An 18,211-nucleotide genomic window follows, 5' to 3' on the forward strand; every position below is an offset into this window, starting at 1 on the left:
ACGCTTGAAACCGGTGGTCGAGATGTTGGCCAGGTTGTTGGAAATGACCGTCAGGTTGGTGTCCTGTGCGGACAGGCCGGTTTTACTGACCCATAGAGCCGGAAGCATTGATGTTCTCCTCGCGCGCCTGATTTACGGCGCCCGTTCAAGTGTGATTAGACGATTTGCAAAACCCGAGCCATGGCTTCATCGCCTTCCTTGGCCGTGTTCATCATTTTGATATGCAGCTCGAACTGCCGGGACAGCGCCAGCACCGAGGTCATTTCCTCCACGGCGTTGACGTTGCTCGCCTCAAGGAAACCCGAGACCACCTTGACGTTGACATCGGCGTCGGCGGGCTGGCCGCTCTTGGTGTGAATCATGCCGTCCAGGCCCTTGGTCAGGCTGGCGATGTCCGGGTTGACCAGCTTGATCCGGTCGACCTCGGCCATCACTCGCGGGCCTTCGCCCATGGCGCGAATGCTGATGGTGCCGTCGTCGCCGATCTCGATCTTCTGCTCGGGCGGCACAGCGATCGGGCCGCCGTTGCCGAGTACCGGCATGCCGTTGCCGGCCCGCAGCACGCCAAGGGCGTCAACGTTCAGGCTGCCGGTGCGGACATAGGCCTCGCTGCCATCGGGCGCCTGCACGGCCATGAAGCCATGGCCACTGACGGCAACGTCGAGGTCACGACCGGTCTCCTGCATGGCACCCTGGGTGAAGTCGGTCGCCGGGCGCTCGGTCAGGGCATACGCCCGCGACGGAAAGCTGTCGCCGAACACCGGCATGGAACGCGCCTGTTCCAGGTCGCGCTGGAAGCCGCTGGTGGAGATGTTCGCCAGGTTGTTGGCATGGGCCCGCTGGGCCAGCGCGTTCTGGCTGGCGCCGGTCATGGCCACGTATAGCATTTTGTCCACAGTCATCCTCCGCTGCAGGGGCGATCGCTTGCCGGTCGCCGTTGCTTGTGCAGCCACTAAAGCAAGTTTCAAACCAACTTTGATATAAATGAAAAAACCCCGTAAATACGGGGTTTTGAGTGCCTTGGCGGCAAACGCGACGTCGTAATTACGGCGCCGGCTTGCCGCTGGCGGCAACGGCTCAGCGGTCGCGACAACCGCCGTTGGTGTACGGGCCGGCGAAACGCTTCCAGCCCTCGCCTGGCGACCACTGCGAACAGACCAGGCGGCCATCGACCTGGCTTTCCCAACGGTACCAGGGGGCTGTGCCAGCCTGGGCCTGGAGCAGGAAAACCGTCGCCGCGAGGGCGGCGAAGAGGCGCCTGGCCATGCTCATCACGCCATCTGGATGACGGTCTGCATGATGGTGCTTTCCGTCGAGATGGTCTTGGCGTTCGCCTGGTAGTTGCTCTGCGCCTTGATCAGCTCGACCAGTTCCTGGGTCAGGTTGACGTTGGAGCCTTCCAGGGTGTTGGACTCGATCGAACCGAGGGTGCCGGTACGGGGGGCGTCGATGTCCGCCGCGCCAGAGGAATAGGTTTCCTTCCAGCGCGTGCCGCCGACTTGCTGCAGGCCTTGGTCGTTGGCGAAGCTGGCCACCGCTACCTGGCCAATGGCCCGCGATTGCTGGTTGCTGAAGCTTGCGAACAGCACGCCGGTGGAGTCGATGCTCAGGCTGGAAAGCACGCCGGTGGCATAACCGTCCTGGGACTGCGATTCACGCGCGGTCTCGGTGTTGTAGGAGGTGGTGCCGTTCAACGACAGCTTCATGCCTTCGGCATTGCCGACCGCGCCATTGGAGACCCAGTTGCCGGCGGCATTCTGCGCGGCCGGAATCCAGCCAGTCATGGTGAACACGCCGCTGGCCACCGAGAACGAGGAACCTGCGGGCAGGCCGGTGTTATCAGCAGTCATGTTCTTGACGCTGCCATCGCTGTTGAAGCTGATGGTCGCAGTCAGTGGCGTGGTGCTGGTGGGGTCCATCGGGTTACGGCCGTCGATCAGGGTGTAGGAGGCCCATTCGTTCGTATCCGTCTTGCGGTAGAACTGCTCCATGGTGTGCTCGTTGCCCTGGCTGTCGTACACCTTGGTCGGGAACGACCGGCTGTAGGTCGTGTCATCGGACGGGTCGAAGGGCTTGTTGGCGACCAGGTTGCCGGTGCCGGTACCATCATCGGCTTCCAGCGGAATCGAGTCGGCCGACGAGTTCAGGTTGATGCCTTGGGCGATCTGCGTGGTCGCCTTGGGGTTGATCGCCGAGGTGTCGATCTTCAGGTCCGTGAGCACGTCCTTCTTGATCACGCCGTTGGTGTCGGCGCCGTAGCCTTGCAGGCGCAGGCCGTCGGAGGTGACCACGTAGTCGTCCTTGTCGGTCTGGAAAGCACCGGCACGGGTATAGCTGCGCGAGCCGTTGTCGCTGATCACGAAGAAGCCCTGGCCCTGGATGCCCATGTCCAGCACGTTGCCGGTGGTGCCCATGTCACCCTGGACGAACTGCTGCGAAACGGCAGCCAGGCGCACGCCATTGCCGATGGCATTGTTGCCCGCGCCCAGGCGGTTGGCGCCGGCGTAGACGTCGGCGAACTCGGCGCGCGAGGACTTGAAGCCGGTGGTGCTGACGTTGGCGATGTTGTTGCCGGTGACGTCGAGCTGTTTGTTGGCTGCGTAGAGACCGCTAAGGCCGATATTGAAAGACATGTTCCGCTCCTTTTGCCGCGTGTCGGCCTTAGATTCCGATGGTTTGTACTTTGGACAGGGCCACCTGGCCGAGCCCTGCGAGGTTGAGCATCATCTCGCCGCCTGTCTGGCTGATGGTGACGCTGGTGACGGCGGCCGGCAGCAGGGTATTCATCTGCAGCGACTCGCCATCGACGGTGGTCGTGGCGGTGAAGGTGTAGCTGCCCGGATCGACCGCTTCGCCCTTGGCGTTGGTGCCGTCCCAGATGAACTGCGCGTTGCCGGCGGCCTGCGAGCCCATCTCGATGGTCTTGACGGTGTTGCCGCTCGCATCCTTGACCACCACGCTGGCCGAGTCGATGGACTGCGGGACCACCACCGAGCCGGTGAAGCTCTTGGTGGTGTCGACCACCGCCGTGTCGTTCTGCACCACCACCGACCGTCCTACCAGGGACGACGCCTGCAGGGCCTGGGACGAACCCAGGGAACTGGTGATGCTGTTCACCGAGTCGTTGAGCGAGGTGATGCCCTCAAGGCTGCTGAACTGCGCCAGCTGGGCGACGAACTCGCCATTGTCCTGCGGTTCGAGCGGGTTCTGGTTTTGCATCTGGGTGACCAGCAGCTGCAGAAACGCATCCTTGCCCAACGCGCTGTTATCGGTGGCGGCTGTGCTCTTGGAGGTGCTGGTGCTGCCTGAGGCTGCAAGCACGTCACTGAGGTTCACACCGCTGGTGCTATCGATTGCCATGGTTTTTCTTCCTTATCACTGACCCAGGGTCAGCACCTTCTGCATCATGGTCTTGGCGGTGTTCATCAGCTCGGCGTTGGTCTGGAACGAGCGGTTGGCGGAGATCATGTCGGCCATCTCTTCCACCACGTTGACGTTGGGGTAGTAGACGTAGCCGTCCTTGTTCGCCGCCGGGTGATTGGGCTCGTAACGGGCTTCCAGGTTGCTCTGGTCCTCGACGATGCCCATCACCTGCACACCCTGCCCGCCGCCGTCCTGGTCCTGGAACAGTGACTGGCTGACGCCCTCCTGGGCCTGCTGGAAGGTGGTGGCGAACACCGGATGGCGGGCGCGGTAGGTCTGGTCGATGCTCGACGAAACGGTCTCGGCGTTGGCGATGTTCGAGGCGACCGTGTTCAGGCGCGTGGACTGGGCGCTCATGCCGCTACCGGCAATGTTGAAAACGCTGGCAAGGGACATGGTTTATTCTCCGCGCAGGGCCGATACCAGCCCTTTGAATTTGCTGTTGAGCAGGGTGAAGCTGGCCTGGAAGCCCATGGCGTTTTCCGCGTAGCTGGCCTGTTCGACCTGCGCGTCCACGGTGTTCTGGTCGAGCGATGGCGCGGTCGGCGTGCGGTACTGCAGGGTCTGGTCGCCCATGCTCAGGCCTTGGACGTCGATGTGCCGGGAGTTGGTTCGCTCGAGGGCGAACTGACCGCCCTGGCGCTTTTCGCTCTCGGCGGCCAGCACGGACGAGAAGTCCATGTCGCGCGCCTTGTAGTTAGGCGTGTCGGCGTTGGCGATGTTGTTGGCCAGCACCTCGGCACGCTGGCCGCGGAAGTTCAGGGCCTTTTCGTGGATGCCGAGTGCGTTGTCGAAGCTGATGCTCATGACGGGGAAACCTTCGGGGGTTGACCGGAGTATGCGTTGGCTAGGCTGTAGCAAGCCTTGTGCCAACTGATCGAGCCCAGGATTTACGCGGGGTTGGTGTGATTGCCGGGGGTGGCGATGTCAGAAAAGCGGCAAGGGATTACCGCTTGGTGTCAGCAAAGCGGCAATGTGCCGTGTCAGTGCCGGCCGCTGTGGGCGATGCCATGGCGCATGGCTGAACTGGAGGAGTGACTGTCTGCGCCCCCTGCCAGCACCGCACAGACTTGTCTTCCTGCGCCCCGGCGAGGGCTTCGCCCTCGATCGCGACACAAGGCCTGCTCCCACAGGAGCTGGCGCGGCCAGCTCGGTATCGATGTGTTGCCCGGCGCAGCCAGGGCAGTTGTGGGAGCGGGCTTGTCCCGCGATCGGGCCCGCAGGGGCCGTAAAACCTGCCACCGCGGTGATTCAGGCAGCACAGGGTCGCAGCCTCTACGGCCGCTTCGCGCCCGATCGCGGGACGAGCCCGCTCCCACAGGTGCTCGGCTGCGCCGGGCACTGCTGCGTCTGGGACTGCGAAGCAGTCCCTTGTGGGAGCGCGCCTTGTGCCGCGATCGAGGGCGTAGCCCTCGCCGGGGCACAGGATCACAAGATTGTGCAATGCCGGCAGGGTACAAGACAGTTGCTCCCACAGGAGATGCGAAACCCGCCCGGTCACTTGGCCTTGTAGATGATCCCGGGACTGCACTGGACCATCTGGTAGTGATCAGGCAAACCATTGAGCGCCTCGGAAGCACCGAGGAACAGGTACCCACCGGGCTTCAATGTGCTGTGGATACGCAACAGAATGTCCTTCTTGACCTGGGCCGAGAAGTAGATCAGCACGTTGCGGCAGAACACGATGTCGAACTTGCCCAGGCTCGCGTAGCTGTCGAGCAGGTTGAACGAGCGGAACTCGACACGGCTGCGGATCGGGGGCTTGACCGCCCAGCGGCCCGGGGCCTTGACGTCGAAATAGCGCTGCAGACGCTCGGGCGACAGGCCGCGGGCAATCGCCAGGCTGTCGTACTCGCCACTCTTGCAGTTGGTCAGCATCAACCCGGACAGGTCGGTGGCGACAATCTGCGCGCCCATCTTCAACTGGCCAAGGTTGCTGCGCTCGAACTCGTCGATGGCCATGGAGATCGAATACGGCTCCTGTCCGGACGAACAGGCCGCCGACCAGATGCGCAGGCGCTGCCCGGGGTTGGCCTTGATCTGCTCGGGCAACACGCGGTTCTTGAGCACTTCGAAGGGATAGGTGTCGCGAAACCACAGGGTTTCGTTGGTGGTCATGGCATCGACTACCTGCTCGCGCAGACCACTGCGCGGCTGGGTCTGGATGCGCTGCACCAGCTCGGTCAGCGACTTGATGCCCTGTTGCTCCATCAGCTTGTTGAGGCGGCTGGAGACCAGGTACTGCTTATTCTCGCCCAGCAGGATGCCACAGGCTTTCTCCAGGAATACCCGGAACTGTTCGAAATCCAAATTACCCGTAGACACTGGTGCCGCCTCTCAATCGTCTGTAGCGCCAGGGACAACTCCCTGGCGATTAATGCGTAGCCTTGATGCGATCCACGACCCGCTGGGCCAGGTCATCCGGCTTGAACTTGGCCAGGAAATCATCGGCGCCCACTTTCCGGACCATGGCATGGTTGAATACGCCAGACAGGGAAGTATGCAGGATGATATGCAGTTTTTGCATGCGGGGATCGCTGCGAATCTCGGCGGTCAGGGTGTAGCCATCCATCTCGGGCATTTCAATGTCCGAGATCATCATCAGGAACTCATCCTCCGGGCGCTTGCCCTCCTCCACCAGCTTGTGCAGGTAATCCAGCGCCTGGCGGCCATCGTTGAGCGCCACCACCTCGACGCCAACGGTCTGCAGGCAACGGCTGACCTGCTTGCGCGCCACCGATGAGTCATCCACGGTCAGCACGCGCAGCATCACCGCCTTGTCCTGAACCTCGGAGTCGATCACGCCCTCGGAGATCGACTCGGAGGTCGGCGCCACTTCGGCGAGTACCTTCTCGACGTCAATGATGTGCACCAGCTTGTTGTCGACCCGGGTCACCGCCGTCAGGTAGTGATCGCGGCCGGTGCCCTTGGGTGGCGGATGGATCTCCTCCCAGTTCATGTTGACGATGCGCTCGACCGAGTGCACCAGGAAACCCTGGGTCTTGGTGTTGTACTCCGTGATGATCACGAAGCTCTTGCGCGTCTCTTCCTGCAGGCCCGGCAAGCCGGTCGCCATCGACAGGTCGAGGATGGGGATGGTCGCTCCCCGGATATTCGCCACACCGCGCACCACCGGGTTGGACCTGGGCATGACGGTCAAGGCCGGGCATTGCAACACCTCGCGGACCTTGAACACGTTGATGCCGTACAGCTGATCGCCATTGAGGCGGAACAGCAGCAGTTCGAGGCGGTTCTGCCCCACCAGTTGCGTGCGCTGGTTCACCGAATCCATAACACCAGCCATGCCTGACTCCTTCACCATCATTTTGAGCTTGCGTACCAAGTCGGCACGAGGATTGCTTTTTTGAGCGCCATGCACATGAAAACGACATTTTCCCGACGACTGACCCGCACCCTGCACGCCCTTCTGGCCGTGCTGTGCTTGTGGGCACCTGGCGCGCGTGCGCTGGCCGATGCGTTCACCCTGCCTGAACAGCTTATCGGTGTGACCCAAGGGTTTCTTGAGTACACCGTCGAAGATTATCTGGCGAGCAGCCAGACCGAAGGCCGCTACGAGATCCAGGTCAACACCCTGGACCCGCGCCTGCGCATGCCGCTGTGCTCCCAGGAGCTGGACGCCACGCTCGAAAGCCCGGCGCAACCGCTGGGCCGGGTCACGGTACGGGTGCGCTGCAACGGCGGCGCGCCATGGACGGTGTTCGTGCCGGCGCAGGTGCGGCTGTTCCGCGAGGTGGTCACCGTCGTCCACCCGCTCAAGCGCCAAAGCGTGATCGGCCCGGAGGACGTGGTATTGCGTGAGCGCGATGTCGGCACCCTCAAGCAGGGCTTTTTGACCCAGCTCGACCAGGCCGTGGGCATGAAGCTGCTGCGCGCGACCGTGCTCGACCAGGTGCTGACCCCGCAGCACCTGGAGCAGGCCGAGGTGATCCAGAAAGGCGACCAGGTGGTGATCATCGCGCGCAGCGGCAGCCTTGCCGTGCGCATGCCGGGCGAGGCCCTGGTCAAGGGCGGCCTGAGCGAGCAGATCCGGGTACGCAACCTCAACTCCAAACGGGTGGTCAAGGCGCGGGTCACGGGGCCTGGCCAGGTCGAGGTGGCCATGTAAGAGAACGCTGGCGATCAGGAACCGCATTTCCTAAACTGTGTCAGAACGTGTTGCGCTGGCTTGCTGACAGGCGGCTTTGCATTTGCGCCTAAAGTTTTGTTCGGGTTGGCCGAAAACAAGGCAAGCGTCCAGACATCCAGAGGTTTTCTGATCATGGTCATCGATTTCAGTCGTTTGAATGGCACCCCGTCCGTGGGCGGTGTGCGCAGCAGTACTGCAACGGGCAACGCCGAAAAGACCGGCGACGTCAAAAGCACCTCACCCGCCGCAGCGAGCGGAGAAGCAGTCCATCTGAGCCCAGAGGCCCAGCAATTGCAGAAGATTACCGACAATCTGCGCGACCAGCCGGTTGTCAACAGCGCGCGCGTGGCCGAGTTGAAACAGGCCATCGCCGATGGCAGCTACCAGGTCGATGCCGACCGCGTTGCCAGCAAGATGCTCAATTTCGAAGCCCAGCGCTGACCTGAAGGCGCGCTGACTTCAGGACGCACCCACCCAAGAGCCAGCCATGCACGACACTACCCTGCTGCAATTGATCGAAGACGACATCGCGCCAACCCAACAGCTGCTCGAACTGCTCGAGAGCGAATCGGTTGCCTTGCATGGCCGCGACATGGTGCTGCTGGAGAATATCCTGGCGCGCAAGCAGTCGCTGATCGTCTTGCTCGACCAGCAGGGACAGCGGCGTAACCACCTGCTGACCAGCCTGGGCCTGACGGCCAACCGCGCTGGCGTGCAAGCCGTGGCGGCGCAATCGGCCAATGGCGCGCTGATGCTGCAGCAGCTCGACGTGCTTACCCAGCTGATGGACGCCTGCCAGAAGGTCAACGAGACCAATGGCCGGATCATCCAGATGCAGCAGCATGCCACCGCCACCCAGATCCGCATCCTGGGCGGTGACGCACCGTCGCTGTACAACAGCCGGGGCGCCACCTCACCCATGGCCAAGCCGCGGGCGCTCAGCCAGGTGTGATTGGCGCTATTCAAGTCATGGGCGATACTGGCAAAATGCCGTTAATTGCGTGTGTCGTTTTTGCCTGGAGATTGAAAACCCGTGTTCAATGAATCCGATGCTCCGCAGCCGCCCAAGGTTCTGGACACCCCATTGGAAATCGCTGCCAACCTGCGATTGCTGCTAGAAAGTCACGATCCGCTTATCGTCACCTTTCCTGAGCGCAGCCAGCGCTTCCAGAGCTACGTCGTGCACGTCGACCGGGACGACAATACCTGGGCGCTGGACGAGATGATCCCGCGTGACGGCGAACGGTTCATCGAGAATGGCGAGCCGTTTCGTATCGAAGGCTTCCACGACGGCGTGCGAATCGCCTGGGAATGCAATAGTCCGTTGACCATCACCGAGATCGACGGCCACCGCTGCTATCGCGGTGACCTGCCGCTGACGGTCACCTACCATCAGCGCCGCAATGCCTTCCGCGCCGCGCTGAAACTGTCGCAACTGGTCGATATCGTCCTCGATGGCAGTCGCCTCAAGGGGCACGGGGCATTGCGTGGCAAGCTGCTGGACATCTCGGCCACGGGCTGCAAGCTGCGCTTCGACGGCAACATCGAGGACCGCCTGCAACTGGGCCAGGTCTACGAAAAGTTCTCTGCAGGCAACCCGCTGGGCTTGAGCCAGACCATGGTCGAGCTGCGCCACCTGCACTATGAAGAGCGCATCAACACCACCTTCGCCGGGCTCCGCTTCCACAACCTCAACGGCCAGATGCAACGCCGGGTGGAAAGCTTCGTCTATCAGCTGCAGCGCGAAGCGCGCCGGTTCGATAAAGACGACTACTGACAGGTGTAGCGCGGGACAGCTGCTGTCCCGCGATCCCCTTCACACCTGAGGCGGCTTGCTTGCATCAACCGCATCAACCGCCACGACCTCTTCCTCGCGCTCACCTTCTTGCGGCTCGGCTTCGGTGTCTTCCGCCGCGACCGGCGTCTGCATCTGCTCCTGCACCACCTGCTCGTCGACCCGAGGGTCGAGTGCCGCTGACAAGGGCGAGCCTGCCGCCGGCATGGCGACGTGGTGCAGTGGCGCGTCGTCGACCTGGTGCAGGCCGGTAACGGCCTTCGGCCGGATCCGCCACACCAGCACCAGCGCGAAGAACACGAAGAAGGCATACAGCATCTGCGGCCCGAGCATCTTCATCAGCACGCCCGCCGCCAGCGGCCCGATACTGGCGCCCACCCCGTAGGTAACCAGCAGCATGGCCGTCAGCGACACCCGCCGCTCGCCCTCCACGTGGTCGTTGGAAAACGCCACCGCCAGGGGATACAGGCAGAACTGCAGCAGGGAAATCAGGAAGCCGATGCCGAACAGCAGCTCCAGTGGCACATTTGGCAGGATCGCCAAGGGCAGTGCCGCCAGCGCCAACCCGACGGCCGCGCTGCGGATCAGCAGCGCCCGGTCGTAGCGGTCGGACAGCCAGCCCAGCGGCCATTGCACCACCAGCCCGGCGAGGATGCAGCAGCCCATGAACAGGCCGACCTGCTCGGTGGTGAGCCCCTGGTTGGTGGCATACACCGGCGCCAGACCGTAGAACGAGCCGACGATAAGCCCTGAGCCCAGCACCGTGCTGAGCGATTGCGGCACCCGCTTGATGAAGAACTTCGGGTCCATGGGCGCCGGATGCAGCGGCGCCGGGTGGATGCGCCGGGTCATGGCGACCGGCACCAGGCACAGGGCAAAGCACATCGCCACCAGCATCAGCAGCTCAGGCCCAAGGCCCGGGTGCACCACCAGCACCAGCTGACCCAGCACCAGGCCCAGGTAGGAGGCGATCATGTAGCCGCTGAACACCGCGCCCCGCTGCCGGGCCTCGGCCTGCTCGTTGAGCCAGCTCTCGAGAACCATGTACTGGCACATCATGCCCAGGCCGACGATCATCCTCAGCCCGACCCAGGCCGGTAGCCAGCTGGTCATGCCGTGGCCCAGCACCGCCGCGCCGACGATGCCGGCGCAGGTGGCATAGGCGCGGATGTGCCCGACCCGGCCGATCAGCCGGTGACCGATCTTGCCGCCCAGGGCCAGGCCGAAATAGTTGGCCGCCATGAGCGCGCCCACCCACAGGCTGTCGACGTTCTCGGCAGCCAGGCGCAGGGCCAGGTAGGTACTGAGCAGACCGGAACCGATCAACATCATCAGGGCGGCGAAATACAGCGAACGAAATGGCTTCCAGATCTGGTGCATCAGCGTCCCGAAGGGCTCCTTGGCGCAAGTGGAAAACTGCTTGAAAGCATAAGGGCAAAACCTTGGCAAAGCAGGTCCTGTAGTCGAATAAACCCGGCGAAGGGCGCGCCCTGACGGGTATGCGTCCTTGCCGGCACAGTCGGCCTCAGGCCTGGGCCGCCAGCACGCGCCGCTCCCAGGGGGTGATCTCGTTGAGGAAATCGGTCAGTTCCAGGGTCTTGGTCGCGATATAGCCTTCGATGAACTCGCCACCGAACAGTTCCCGGGCCAGCGTGCTGCGTTTCAGGCGCTCGAGCGCCGCATGCAGCGTGCACGGCAGGCTCAGGTGATCGGGCACCGAGAACTCGCCCTGGATGGCCGCGGTGGGCGCAAGGCCCTGTTCGATACCGTGCAGCCCGGCCGCAAGGCTTGCGGCGATGGCCAGGTACGGATTGGCATCGGCGCCCGGCAGGCGGTTCTCGACCCGGCGTGCCACCGGCGCGCTGGCCGGGATGCGCAGGCCCGCGGCGCGGTTGTCCTCTGACCAGCAGGCATTGTTGGGCGATGCATAGGGATGGCACAGGCGCTGGTAGGCGTTGACGTTCGGCGCGAACAGCGCGGTGAAGTCGGCCATGCAGGCCTGCAGCCCGCCGATGAAGTGATGGAAGGTGTCGGTCGGCAGCCCGTCGCTGTCGCTGAACACATTACGGCCTGTGCCGATCTCCACCAGGCTCTGGTGAATGTGCATCGAACTGCCCGGCGTGCCGGCGAGCGGCTTGGCCATGCACACCACGGTCAGGCCATGCTTGAGCGCGACTTCCTTGAGCAGGTGCTTGAACAGGAAGGTCTGGTCGGCCAGCAGCAACGGATCGCCGTGCAGCAGGTTGATCTCGAACTGGCTGACGCCCATTTCGTGCATGAAGGTGTCACGCGGCAGGCCGAGCTCGGCCATGCAGCGGTACACCTCGCTGAAGAACGGCCGCAGGCCGTTGCTGGAGCTGACGCTGAACGCCGAATGGCCCATTTCGCGCCGGCCGTCCAGGCCCACCGGTGGCTGGAAAGCCAGCGACGGGTCGGGGTTTGGCGCGAAAACGAAAAACTCGAGCTCGGTCGCCACCACTGGCGCCAGGCCCAGGGCCGCGTAGCGGGCGATCACGGTCTTCAGCAGCCCGCGCGTGGACAGGCCCGAGCGCTCGCCCGTCAATTCATTGGCATCGCAGATGGCCAGCGCGCGCGGCGAATCGCTCCAGGGCAGGCGGAAGGTCTGGTGGGGGTCGGCGACCAGCGCCAGGTCGCCATCGTCACTGCCGTAGAACCGAGCGGGCGGGTAGCCGCCCATGATGCATTGCAGCAAGACGCCGCGCGCCAGTTGCAGCCGGCGCCCCTCGAGGAAGCCCTCGGCGGTCATCACCTTGCCACGCGGCACGCCGTTGAGGTCTGGCGTGACGCATTCGATCTCATCAATGCCCTTCAAACGCTCGGCGAATGAATGCAGGCCATTGGTCGTCATGACACTGTCCTTATTGTTTTCGCATGCCGGAAACGGCGACAGGCACAACATAGGCCTGCGCGCGCCGCACTGCAACGTCATCCCTGCAACGTCATCCCGTTGACCGGCAACGGCAGCGCTGTCTTGTAGCGCACCTGCTTGAGCGCAAAGCTGGAGCGGATGTTCGCAACCCCCGGCAAGCGCGTGAGGTAGTCGAGAAAGCGCTCCAGCGCCTGGATGCTGGGCAACAGCACGCGCAGCAGGTAGTCCGGGTCGCCGGTCATCAGGTAGCACTCCATGACCTCGGGGCGCTCGGCGATCTCCTCCTCGAAGCGGTGCAGCGACTGCTCGACCTGCTTCTCGAGGCTGACATGGATGAACACGTTCACGTCCAGGCCCAGCACTTCGGGGGACAGCAGCGTCACTTGCTGACGGATCACCCCCAGTTCTTCCATGGCCTTGACCCGGTTGAAACACGGCGTGGGCGAGAGGTTCACCGAGCGGGCCAGCTCGGCGTTGGTGATACGGGCGTTCTCCTGCAGGCTGTTGAGGATGCCGATATCGGTGCGATCGAGTTTTCGCATGAGACAGATTCACCTGATTCTTGTGTTTATGCGGAAGGTTTATCTGCTGGCCGGGATAAAGGCAATCAACATGAGAGAAAAAATCTCCCGCCGGCCCACTAAGATGTAATCAACGCTGAGCCCTCGGCCACACGCCGGCAATCAGCAGCGACCGCTTCAAAGCTCACAAAAACACAAGACCGAGCGAGCGTGAACAGCATGAACGAGTATGCCCCCCTGCGCCTGCATGTGCCCGAGCCCACCGGCCGGCCAGGCTGCCAGACCGATTTCTCCTACCTGCGGCTGAACGATGCTGGTCAGGTCCGCAAGCCGCCCGTCGATGTCGAGCCCGCCGATACGGCCGACCTTTCCAACAGCCTGATCCGCGTGCTCGACGAGCACGGCAACGCCTTGGGCCCGTGGGCCGAGGGCATCGATGCCGACGTGCTGCGCGCCGGCATGCGCGCGATGCTCAAGACCCGGCTGTTCGACAGCCGCATGGTGGTTGCCCAGCGCCAGAAGAAGATGTCCTTCTATATGCAGAGCCTGGGCGAGGAAGCCATCGGCAGCGCCCAGGCCCTGGCGCTCAACCGCACCGACATGTGCTTCCCGACCTACCGCCAGCAAAGCATCCTGATGGCCCGCGACGTGTCGCTGGTCGAGATGATCTGCCAGCTGTTGTCCAACGAACGCGACCCCCTCAAAGGCCGCCAGCTGCCGATCATGTACTCGGTGCGCGAGGCCGGCTTCTTCACCATCAGCGGCAACCTGGCGACCCAGTTCGTGCAGGCGGTCGGCTGGGCCATGGCCTCGGCGATCAAGGGCGACACCAAGATCGCCTCGGCCTGGATAGGCGACGGCGCCACCGCCGAGTCCGACTTCCACACCGCCCTCACCTTCGCCCATGTGTACCGCGCCCCGGTGATCCTCAACGTGGTCAACAACCAGTGGGCGATCTCGACCTTCCAGGCCATCGCCGGCGGCGAGGCCACCACCTTCGCCGGGCGCGGCGTGGGTTGCGGGATCGCCTCGCTTCGGGTCGACGGCAACGACTTCATCGCCGTCTACGCGGCCTCGCGCTGGGCCGCCGAGCGCGCCCGCCGCGGCCTCGGCCCGAGCCTGATCGAATGGGTCACCTACCGCGCCGGCCCGCATTCCACCTCGGACGATCCGTCCAAGTACCGGCCCGCCGATGACTGGAGCCACTTCCCGCTAGGCGACCCAATCGCCCGCCTCAAGCAGCATCTGCTGGCCCAGGGCCTGTGGAGCGAGGAAGAACACCAGGCCGTCACCGCCGAGCTCGAAGCCGAGATCATCGCCGCGCTCAGGGAGGCCGAGCAGTACGGCACCCTCGGCCACGGCCACGCGCCAAGCGCCGCTTCGATGTTCGAGGACGTGTACAAGGACATGCCCGACCACCTGCGGCGCCAGCGCCAGCAATTGGGGGTGTGAGATGAACGACCACAACAGCAGCATCGACCTGGACACCGCCATGACCACCACCACCATGACCATGATCCAGGCCTTGCGCTCGGCCATGGATGTGATGCTCGAACGCGATGACAACGTGGTGGTGTACGGCCAGGACGTCGGCTACTTCGGCGGCGTGTTCCGCTGCACCGAAGGCCTGCAGGCCAAGTACGGCAAGTCGCGGGTGTTCGACGCGCCGATTTCCGAAAGCGGCATCGTCGGCACCGCCGTGGGGATGGGCGCCTATGGCCTGCGGCCGGTGGTGGAGATCCAGTTCGCCGACTACTTCTACCCCGCCTCCGACCAGATCGTTTCCGAGATGGCGCGCCTGCGCTACCGCTCGGCTGGCGAGTTCATTTCGCCGCTGACCCTGCGCATGCCTTGCGGCGGCGGCATCTACGGCGGCCAGACCCACAGCCAGAGCCCCGAGGCCATGTTCACCCAGGTCTGCGGCCTGCGCACCGTGATGCCCTCCAACCCTTATGACGCCAAGGGCTTGCTGATCGCCTCGATCGAGAACGACGATCCGGTGATCTTCCTGGAGCCCAAGCGCCTGTACAACGGCCCCTTCGACGGCCACCACGACCGTCCCGTGACTCCGTGGTCGAAACACCCGGCCAGCGCCGTGCCCGATGGCTACTACCGCGTGCCGCTGGACAAGGCCGCCATCACCCGCCCCGGCAACGACGTGACGGTGCTGACCTATGGCACCACCGTCTACGTCGCCCAGGTCGCCGCCGAGGAAACCGGCGTCGATGCCGAGGTCATAGACCTGCGCAGCCTGTGGCCACTGGACCTGGACACCATCGTCGAGTCGGTGAAAAAGACCGGCCGCTGCGTGGTGGTCCATGAGGCCACGCGCACCTGCGGCTTCGGTGCCGAGCTGGTGGCGCTGGTGCAGGAGCACTGCTTCCACCACCTCGAAGCCCCGATCGAACGGGTCACCGGATGGGACACGCCCTACCCCCACGCGCAGGAATGGGCCTACTTCCCAGGTCCGTCACGGGTGGGCGCGGCATTGAAACGGGTCATGGAGGTCTGAATGGGCACGCACGTCATCAAGATGCCGGACATCGGCGAAGGCATCGCGCAGGTCGAGCTGGTGGAGTGGTTCGTCAAGGTCGGCGACATGGTCAGCGAAGACCAGGTGGTGGCCGATGTCATGACCGACAAGGCCACGGTCGAGATTCCTTCGCCGGTCAGCGGCAAGGTCCTGGCCCTGGGCGGGCAGCCGGGTGAAGTCATGGCGGTCGGCAGCGAGCTGATCCGCATCGAGGTCGAAGGCAGCGGTAACCAGCGGGAAACGGCCGAGGCCAGGCCGGTCGAGGCGGCAGCGGCGCCCGCCCCTGCTCCGGCCCCTGCACCGGTGGCTGCGGTGGCTGCCGTGGCTTCGGCTCCGGCGATGAACGCTCCCGCCAGCACCTACGCCGCGCCGGACATCGTGCCGCGCCAGGCCCACGAACGGCCTCTGGCCTCGCCGGCTGTGCGCAAGCGTGCGCTGGACGCCGGTATAGAGCTGCGCTTCGTGCATGGCAGCGGCCCCGCCGGGCGCATCCTGCATGAAGACCTCGACGCCTTCATGAGCCAGCCCCAGCGCGCCAGTGCTTCGGGCTCGCCAGGCTACGCGCGCCGCAGCGACAGCGAACAGATCCCGGTGATCGGCCTGCGCCGCAAGATCGCCCAGCGCATGCAGGACGCCAAGCGCCGGGTCGCGCACTTCAGCTACGTCGAGGAAATCGACGTCACCGCCCTCGAAGACCTGCGCCAGCACCTCAACAAACAGTGGGGCGACAGCCGCGGCAAGCTCACCCTGCTGCCCTTCCTGGTGCGCGCCATAGTGGTGGCGCTACGCGATTTCCCACAGATCAACGCCACTTATGACGACGAAGCCCAGGTCATCACCCGCCATGGCGCCGTGCATGTGGGTATCGCCACCCAGGGCGACAACGGTCTGATGGTGCCCGTGCTGCGCCATGCCGAAGCCGGCACCCTGTGGAGCAACGCCGGCGAAATCACCCGCCTGGCCCACGCCGCGCGCACCAACAAGGCCAGCCGCGAGGAGCTGTCCGGCTCGACCATCACCCTGACCAGCCTCGGCGCGCTCGGCGGCATCGCCAGCACGCCGGTGGTCAACACGCCGGAAGTCGCCATCGTCGGGGTCAACCGCATGGTCGAGCGGCCCATGGTGATCAACGGCCAGATCGTCGTGCGCAAGATGATGAATCTGTCCAGCTCGTTCGATCACCGGGTGGTCGACGGCATGGACGCCGCCCGCTTCATCCAGGCCGTGCGCGGCCTGCTGGAACAACCTGCCTGCCTGTTCGTGGAGTGACCATGCAACCGACCTTGAATACCACGCTGCTGATCATCGGTGGCGGTCCTGGCGGGTACGTGGCCGCCATCCGTGCCGGGCAACTGGGCATACCCACCGTGCTGGTCGAAGGCCAGGCGCTGGGCGGGACCTGCCTGAACGTGGGCTGCATTCCGTCCAAGGCGCTGATCCACGTCGCCGAGCAGTTCCATCAGATGAGCCACGCATCGAATCTCGGCATCAGCGTCTCGGCACCGCGCCTGGACATCAACCAGAGCGTCGCCTGGAAGGACGGCATCGTTGACCGGCTGACCAGCGGCGTCGCGGCCCTGCTGAAAAAGCACAAGGTCCAGGTCATCCATGGCTGGGCGAACATCGTCGACGGCAAGAGCGTCGAGGTCGACGGCCAGCGAATCCAGTGCGAGCACCTGTTGCTGGCGACCGGTTCCAGCAGTGTCGAATTGCCGATGCTGCCCATGGGCGGGCCGATCATCTCGTCCACCGAAGCGCTGGCGCCAGACAGCCTGCCCCAGCACCTGGTGGTGGTCGGGGGCGGGTATATCGGTCTGGAGCTTGGCATTGCCTACCGCAAGCTGGGCGTCGCGGTGAGCGTGATCGAGGCCCGCGAGCGGGTGTTGCCGACCTATGACAGCGAATTGACCCAGCCGGTGGCCGACTCGATCAGCAAGCTTGGGATCACGCTGTACCTGGGGCATGGCGTCGAAGGCTTCGACGCCGACACGCGGTGCTTGTTGGCGCGTGATGCAAACGGTGCCGAAGTCCGCCTGGAGACCGACCGCGTGCTGGTCGCCGTGGGCCGTCGCCCGCGCACCCAAGGCTTCAACCTAGAGCGCCTGGCGCTGAAGATGAACGGCGCCGCGGTTGCCGTCGACGACCGCTGCCAGACCAGCATGCGTAATGTCTGGGCGATTGGCGACCTGACTGGCGAACCCATGCTGGCCCATCGCGCCATGGCCCAGGGCGAGATGGTCGCCGAGCTGATCGCCGGCAAGGCTCGCCGATTTGAGCCGACGGCGATCGCGGCGGTGTGCTTCACCGATCCGGAACTGGTGGTGGTCGGCCAGACGCCCGAACAGGCGCAGCAGCAAGGCCTGGACTGCATCGTCAGCCAGTTCCCGTTCGCGGCCAATGGCCGGGCCATGACTTTGGAGGCGAAAAGCGGTTTCGTGCGGGTCGTGGCGCGGCGGGACAACCACCTGATCCTCGGCTGGCAGGCGGTTGGGGTTGGGGTGTCCGAGCTGTCCAGCGCGTTTGCCCAGTCACTGGAGATGGGCGCGCGGCTGGAGGACATCGCCGGAACGATCCATGCGCATCCGACGCTGGGTGAAGCGGTGCAGGAAGCCGCGCTGCGCGCGTTGGGGCATGCGCTGCATATCTGATCTTGCAGCGCCTATGCGATTCTGGGGCCGCTACGCGGCCCAATCGCGGCACAAGGCCAGCTCCCACAAGTGCCGGCTACGCCGGCACGGCGGCTAGAGTGGCCAGGCCTGCGGCCGGCCCGGCATAGCCGGGCCCTGTGAGGAACTGTCTTCTGCCGAGGTAATCACAACCCCCGGCCCGGCATAGCCGGGCCCTATGGGGAACTGTCTTCTGCCGAGGTAATCACAACCCCCGGCCCGGCATAGCCCGGCCC

General features: G+C 64.4%; 20 protein-coding genes. 8 read left to right on the plus strand and 12 right to left on the minus strand.

The annotated features are described in order from the left end of the window. The 9 genes from VJS90_RS09700 to VJS90_RS09740 all read right to left on the minus strand — a co-directional run. Positions 1-108: flagellar basal body protein (locus tag VJS90_RS09700; RefSeq protein WP_324121425.1), on the minus strand; the 108-nt coding region annotated here is incomplete at its 3' end. A 47-nt stretch (positions 109-155) separates the two neighbouring features. Beyond that, entirely contained in the window at positions 156-896 is a 741-nt protein-coding gene (gene flgF, locus VJS90_RS09705) for a flagellar basal-body rod protein FlgF (protein ID WP_324121390.1), read from the minus strand. Between the two features lie 181 nt (positions 897-1,077). Next, entirely contained in the window at positions 1,078-1,266 is a 189-nt protein-coding gene (locus tag VJS90_RS09710) for a hypothetical protein (protein ID WP_324121392.1), read from the minus strand. A gap of 5 nt (positions 1,267-1,271) precedes the next feature. Then, positions 1,272-2,633, minus strand: coding sequence for a flagellar hook protein FlgE (gene flgE / locus VJS90_RS09715; RefSeq protein WP_324121394.1), 1,362 nt, complete (start codon positions 2,631-2,633; stop codon positions 1,272-1,274). A 28-nt stretch (positions 2,634-2,661) separates the two neighbouring features. After that, on the minus strand, positions 2,662-3,360 hold the full coding sequence (flgD, locus tag VJS90_RS09720) for a flagellar hook assembly protein FlgD (RefSeq protein WP_324121396.1): 699 nt from the start codon (positions 3,358-3,360) through the stop codon (positions 2,662-2,664). 15 nt (positions 3,361-3,375) lie between these two features. Continuing rightward, entirely contained in the window at positions 3,376-3,819 is a 444-nt protein-coding gene (gene flgC, locus VJS90_RS09725; RefSeq protein ID WP_324121398.1) for a flagellar basal body rod protein FlgC, read from the minus strand. A 3-nt stretch (positions 3,820-3,822) separates the two neighbouring features. After that, positions 3,823-4,230, minus strand: a complete 408-nt coding sequence (gene flgB, locus VJS90_RS09730) for a flagellar basal body rod protein FlgB (RefSeq protein ID WP_324121400.1) — start codon at positions 4,228-4,230, stop codon at positions 3,823-3,825. A gap of 690 nt (positions 4,231-4,920) precedes the next feature. Next, a complete protein-coding gene (gene cheR / locus VJS90_RS09735; protein WP_324121402.1) occupies positions 4,921-5,748 on the minus strand; it encodes a protein-glutamate O-methyltransferase CheR in 828 nt (275 codons plus the stop codon). A 49-nt stretch (positions 5,749-5,797) separates the two neighbouring features. Then, positions 5,798-6,727, minus strand: a complete 930-nt coding sequence (locus tag VJS90_RS09740) for a chemotaxis protein CheV (protein ID WP_324121404.1) — start codon at positions 6,725-6,727, stop codon at positions 5,798-5,800. Positions 6,728-6,796: 69 nt separating this feature from the next. On the opposite strand from VJS90_RS09740, the gene flgA reads away from it, so the two are divergent. The 4 genes from flgA (at position 6,797) to VJS90_RS09760 (ending at position 9,347) form a co-directional block, all read left to right on the plus strand. Next, positions 6,797-7,549, plus strand: coding sequence for a flagellar basal body P-ring formation chaperone FlgA (flgA, locus tag VJS90_RS09745; protein WP_324121427.1), 753 nt, complete (start codon positions 6,797-6,799; stop codon positions 7,547-7,549). Positions 7,550-7,702: 153 nt separating this feature from the next. Next, positions 7,703-8,011: a flagellar biosynthesis anti-sigma factor FlgM gene (gene flgM / locus VJS90_RS09750; RefSeq protein WP_324121406.1), complete on the plus strand. Its 309-nt coding sequence runs from the start codon at positions 7,703-7,705 to the stop codon at positions 8,009-8,011. Positions 8,012-8,057: 46 nt separating this feature from the next. Further along, on the plus strand, positions 8,058-8,522 hold the full coding sequence (locus VJS90_RS09755) for a flagellar protein FlgN (protein ID WP_324121408.1): 465 nt from the start codon (positions 8,058-8,060) through the stop codon (positions 8,520-8,522). 81 nt (positions 8,523-8,603) lie between these two features. Next, the gene (locus VJS90_RS09760) at positions 8,604-9,347 is read left to right on the plus strand and encodes a flagellar brake protein (protein WP_324121411.1); all 744 of its coding nucleotides are present in this window, start codon (positions 8,604-8,606) and stop codon (positions 9,345-9,347) included. 39 nt (positions 9,348-9,386) lie between these two features. Here VJS90_RS09760 and VJS90_RS09765 read toward each other — a convergent pair whose 3' ends face one another. The 3 genes from VJS90_RS09765 to bkdR form a co-directional block, all read right to left on the minus strand. Further along, positions 9,387-10,745 carry an MFS transporter gene (locus VJS90_RS09765; RefSeq protein ID WP_324121413.1) on the minus strand — a complete coding sequence of 453 codons (1,359 nt, stop codon included), beginning with the start codon at positions 10,743-10,745 and terminating at the stop codon, positions 9,387-9,389. A 145-nt stretch (positions 10,746-10,890) separates the two neighbouring features. Continuing rightward, entirely contained in the window at positions 10,891-12,132 is a 1,242-nt protein-coding gene (locus tag VJS90_RS09770; RefSeq protein WP_324121429.1) for a glutamine synthetase family protein, read from the minus strand. Between the two features lie 179 nt (positions 12,133-12,311). After that, the gene (gene bkdR, locus VJS90_RS09775; RefSeq protein ID WP_324121415.1) at positions 12,312-12,797 is read right to left on the minus strand and encodes a Bkd operon transcriptional regulator BkdR; all 486 of its coding nucleotides are present in this window, start codon (positions 12,795-12,797) and stop codon (positions 12,312-12,314) included. 198 nt (positions 12,798-12,995) lie between these two features. On the opposite strand from bkdR, the gene VJS90_RS09780 reads away from it, so the two are divergent. The 4 genes from VJS90_RS09780 to lpdA are packed head-to-tail and all read left to right on the plus strand — an operon-like array spanning position 12,996 to position 17,957. Beyond that, on the plus strand, positions 12,996-14,228 hold the full coding sequence (locus tag VJS90_RS09780; RefSeq protein ID WP_324121417.1) for a 3-methyl-2-oxobutanoate dehydrogenase (2-methylpropanoyl-transferring) subunit alpha: 1,233 nt from the start codon (positions 12,996-12,998) through the stop codon (positions 14,226-14,228). Between the two features lies 1 nt (position 14,229). Then, the gene (locus VJS90_RS09785) at positions 14,230-15,288 is read left to right on the plus strand and encodes an alpha-ketoacid dehydrogenase subunit beta (RefSeq protein ID WP_324121419.1); all 1,059 of its coding nucleotides are present in this window, start codon (positions 14,230-14,232) and stop codon (positions 15,286-15,288) included. Continuing rightward, positions 15,289-16,578 carry a dihydrolipoamide acetyltransferase family protein gene (locus tag VJS90_RS09790; RefSeq protein WP_324121421.1) on the plus strand — a complete coding sequence of 430 codons (1,290 nt, stop codon included), beginning with the start codon at positions 15,289-15,291 and terminating at the stop codon, positions 16,576-16,578. It begins immediately after the preceding gene. Between the two features lie 2 nt (positions 16,579-16,580). Continuing rightward, positions 16,581-17,957, plus strand: a complete 1,377-nt coding sequence (lpdA, locus tag VJS90_RS09795; RefSeq protein WP_324121423.1) for a dihydrolipoyl dehydrogenase — start codon at positions 16,581-16,583, stop codon at positions 17,955-17,957. Positions 17,958-18,211: the final 254 nt, after the last annotated feature.

This window comes from Pseudomonas sp., from assembly GCF_035277045.1.
Taxonomy (GTDB): domain Bacteria; phylum Pseudomonadota; class Gammaproteobacteria; order Pseudomonadales; family Pseudomonadaceae; genus Aquipseudomonas.

Bases quoted from the DNA above. Each gene is read 5' to 3' on its own strand.
- VJS90_RS09755 (WP_324121408.1), top strand. From the start codon at position 8,058: ATGCACGACACTACCCTGCTGCAATTGATCGAAGACGACATCGCGCCA.
- VJS90_RS09710 (WP_324121392.1), bottom strand. From the start codon at position 1,266: ATGGCCAGGCGCCTCTTCGCCGCCCTCGCGGCGACGGTTTTCCTGCTC.
- flgE (WP_324121394.1), bottom strand. From the start codon at position 2,633: ATGTCTTTCAATATCGGCCTTAGCGGTCTCTACGCAGCCAACAAACAG.
- bkdR (WP_324121415.1), bottom strand. From the start codon at position 12,797: ATGCGAAAACTCGATCGCACCGATATCGGCATCCTCAACAGCCTGCAG.
- VJS90_RS09740 (WP_324121404.1), bottom strand. From the start codon at position 6,727: ATGGCTGGTGTTATGGATTCGGTGAACCAGCGCACGCAACTGGTGGGG.
- VJS90_RS09780 (WP_324121417.1), top strand. From the start codon at position 12,996: ATGAACGAGTATGCCCCCCTGCGCCTGCATGTGCCCGAGCCCACCGGC.
- flgM (WP_324121406.1), top strand. From the start codon at position 7,703: ATGGTCATCGATTTCAGTCGTTTGAATGGCACCCCGTCCGTGGGCGGT.
- lpdA (WP_324121423.1), top strand. From the start codon at position 16,581: ATGCAACCGACCTTGAATACCACGCTGCTGATCATCGGTGGCGGTCCT.
- VJS90_RS09765 (WP_324121413.1), bottom strand. From the start codon at position 10,745: ATGCACCAGATCTGGAAGCCATTTCGTTCGCTGTATTTCGCCGCCCTG.
- flgC (WP_324121398.1), bottom strand. From the start codon at position 3,819: ATGTCCCTTGCCAGCGTTTTCAACATTGCCGGTAGCGGCATGAGCGCC.
- VJS90_RS09770 (WP_324121429.1), bottom strand. From the start codon at position 12,132: ATGACCGCCGAGGGCTTCCTCGAGGGGCGCCGGCTGCAACTGGCGCGC.
- flgB (WP_324121400.1), bottom strand. From the start codon at position 4,230: ATGAGCATCAGCTTCGACAACGCACTCGGCATCCACGAAAAGGCCCTG.
- VJS90_RS09790 (WP_324121421.1), top strand. From the start codon at position 15,289: ATGGGCACGCACGTCATCAAGATGCCGGACATCGGCGAAGGCATCGCG.
- flgD (WP_324121396.1), bottom strand. From the start codon at position 3,360: ATGGCAATCGATAGCACCAGCGGTGTGAACCTCAGTGACGTGCTTGCA.
- VJS90_RS09785 (WP_324121419.1), top strand. From the start codon at position 14,230: ATGAACGACCACAACAGCAGCATCGACCTGGACACCGCCATGACCACC.
- flgA (WP_324121427.1), top strand. From the start codon at position 6,797: ATGCACATGAAAACGACATTTTCCCGACGACTGACCCGCACCCTGCAC.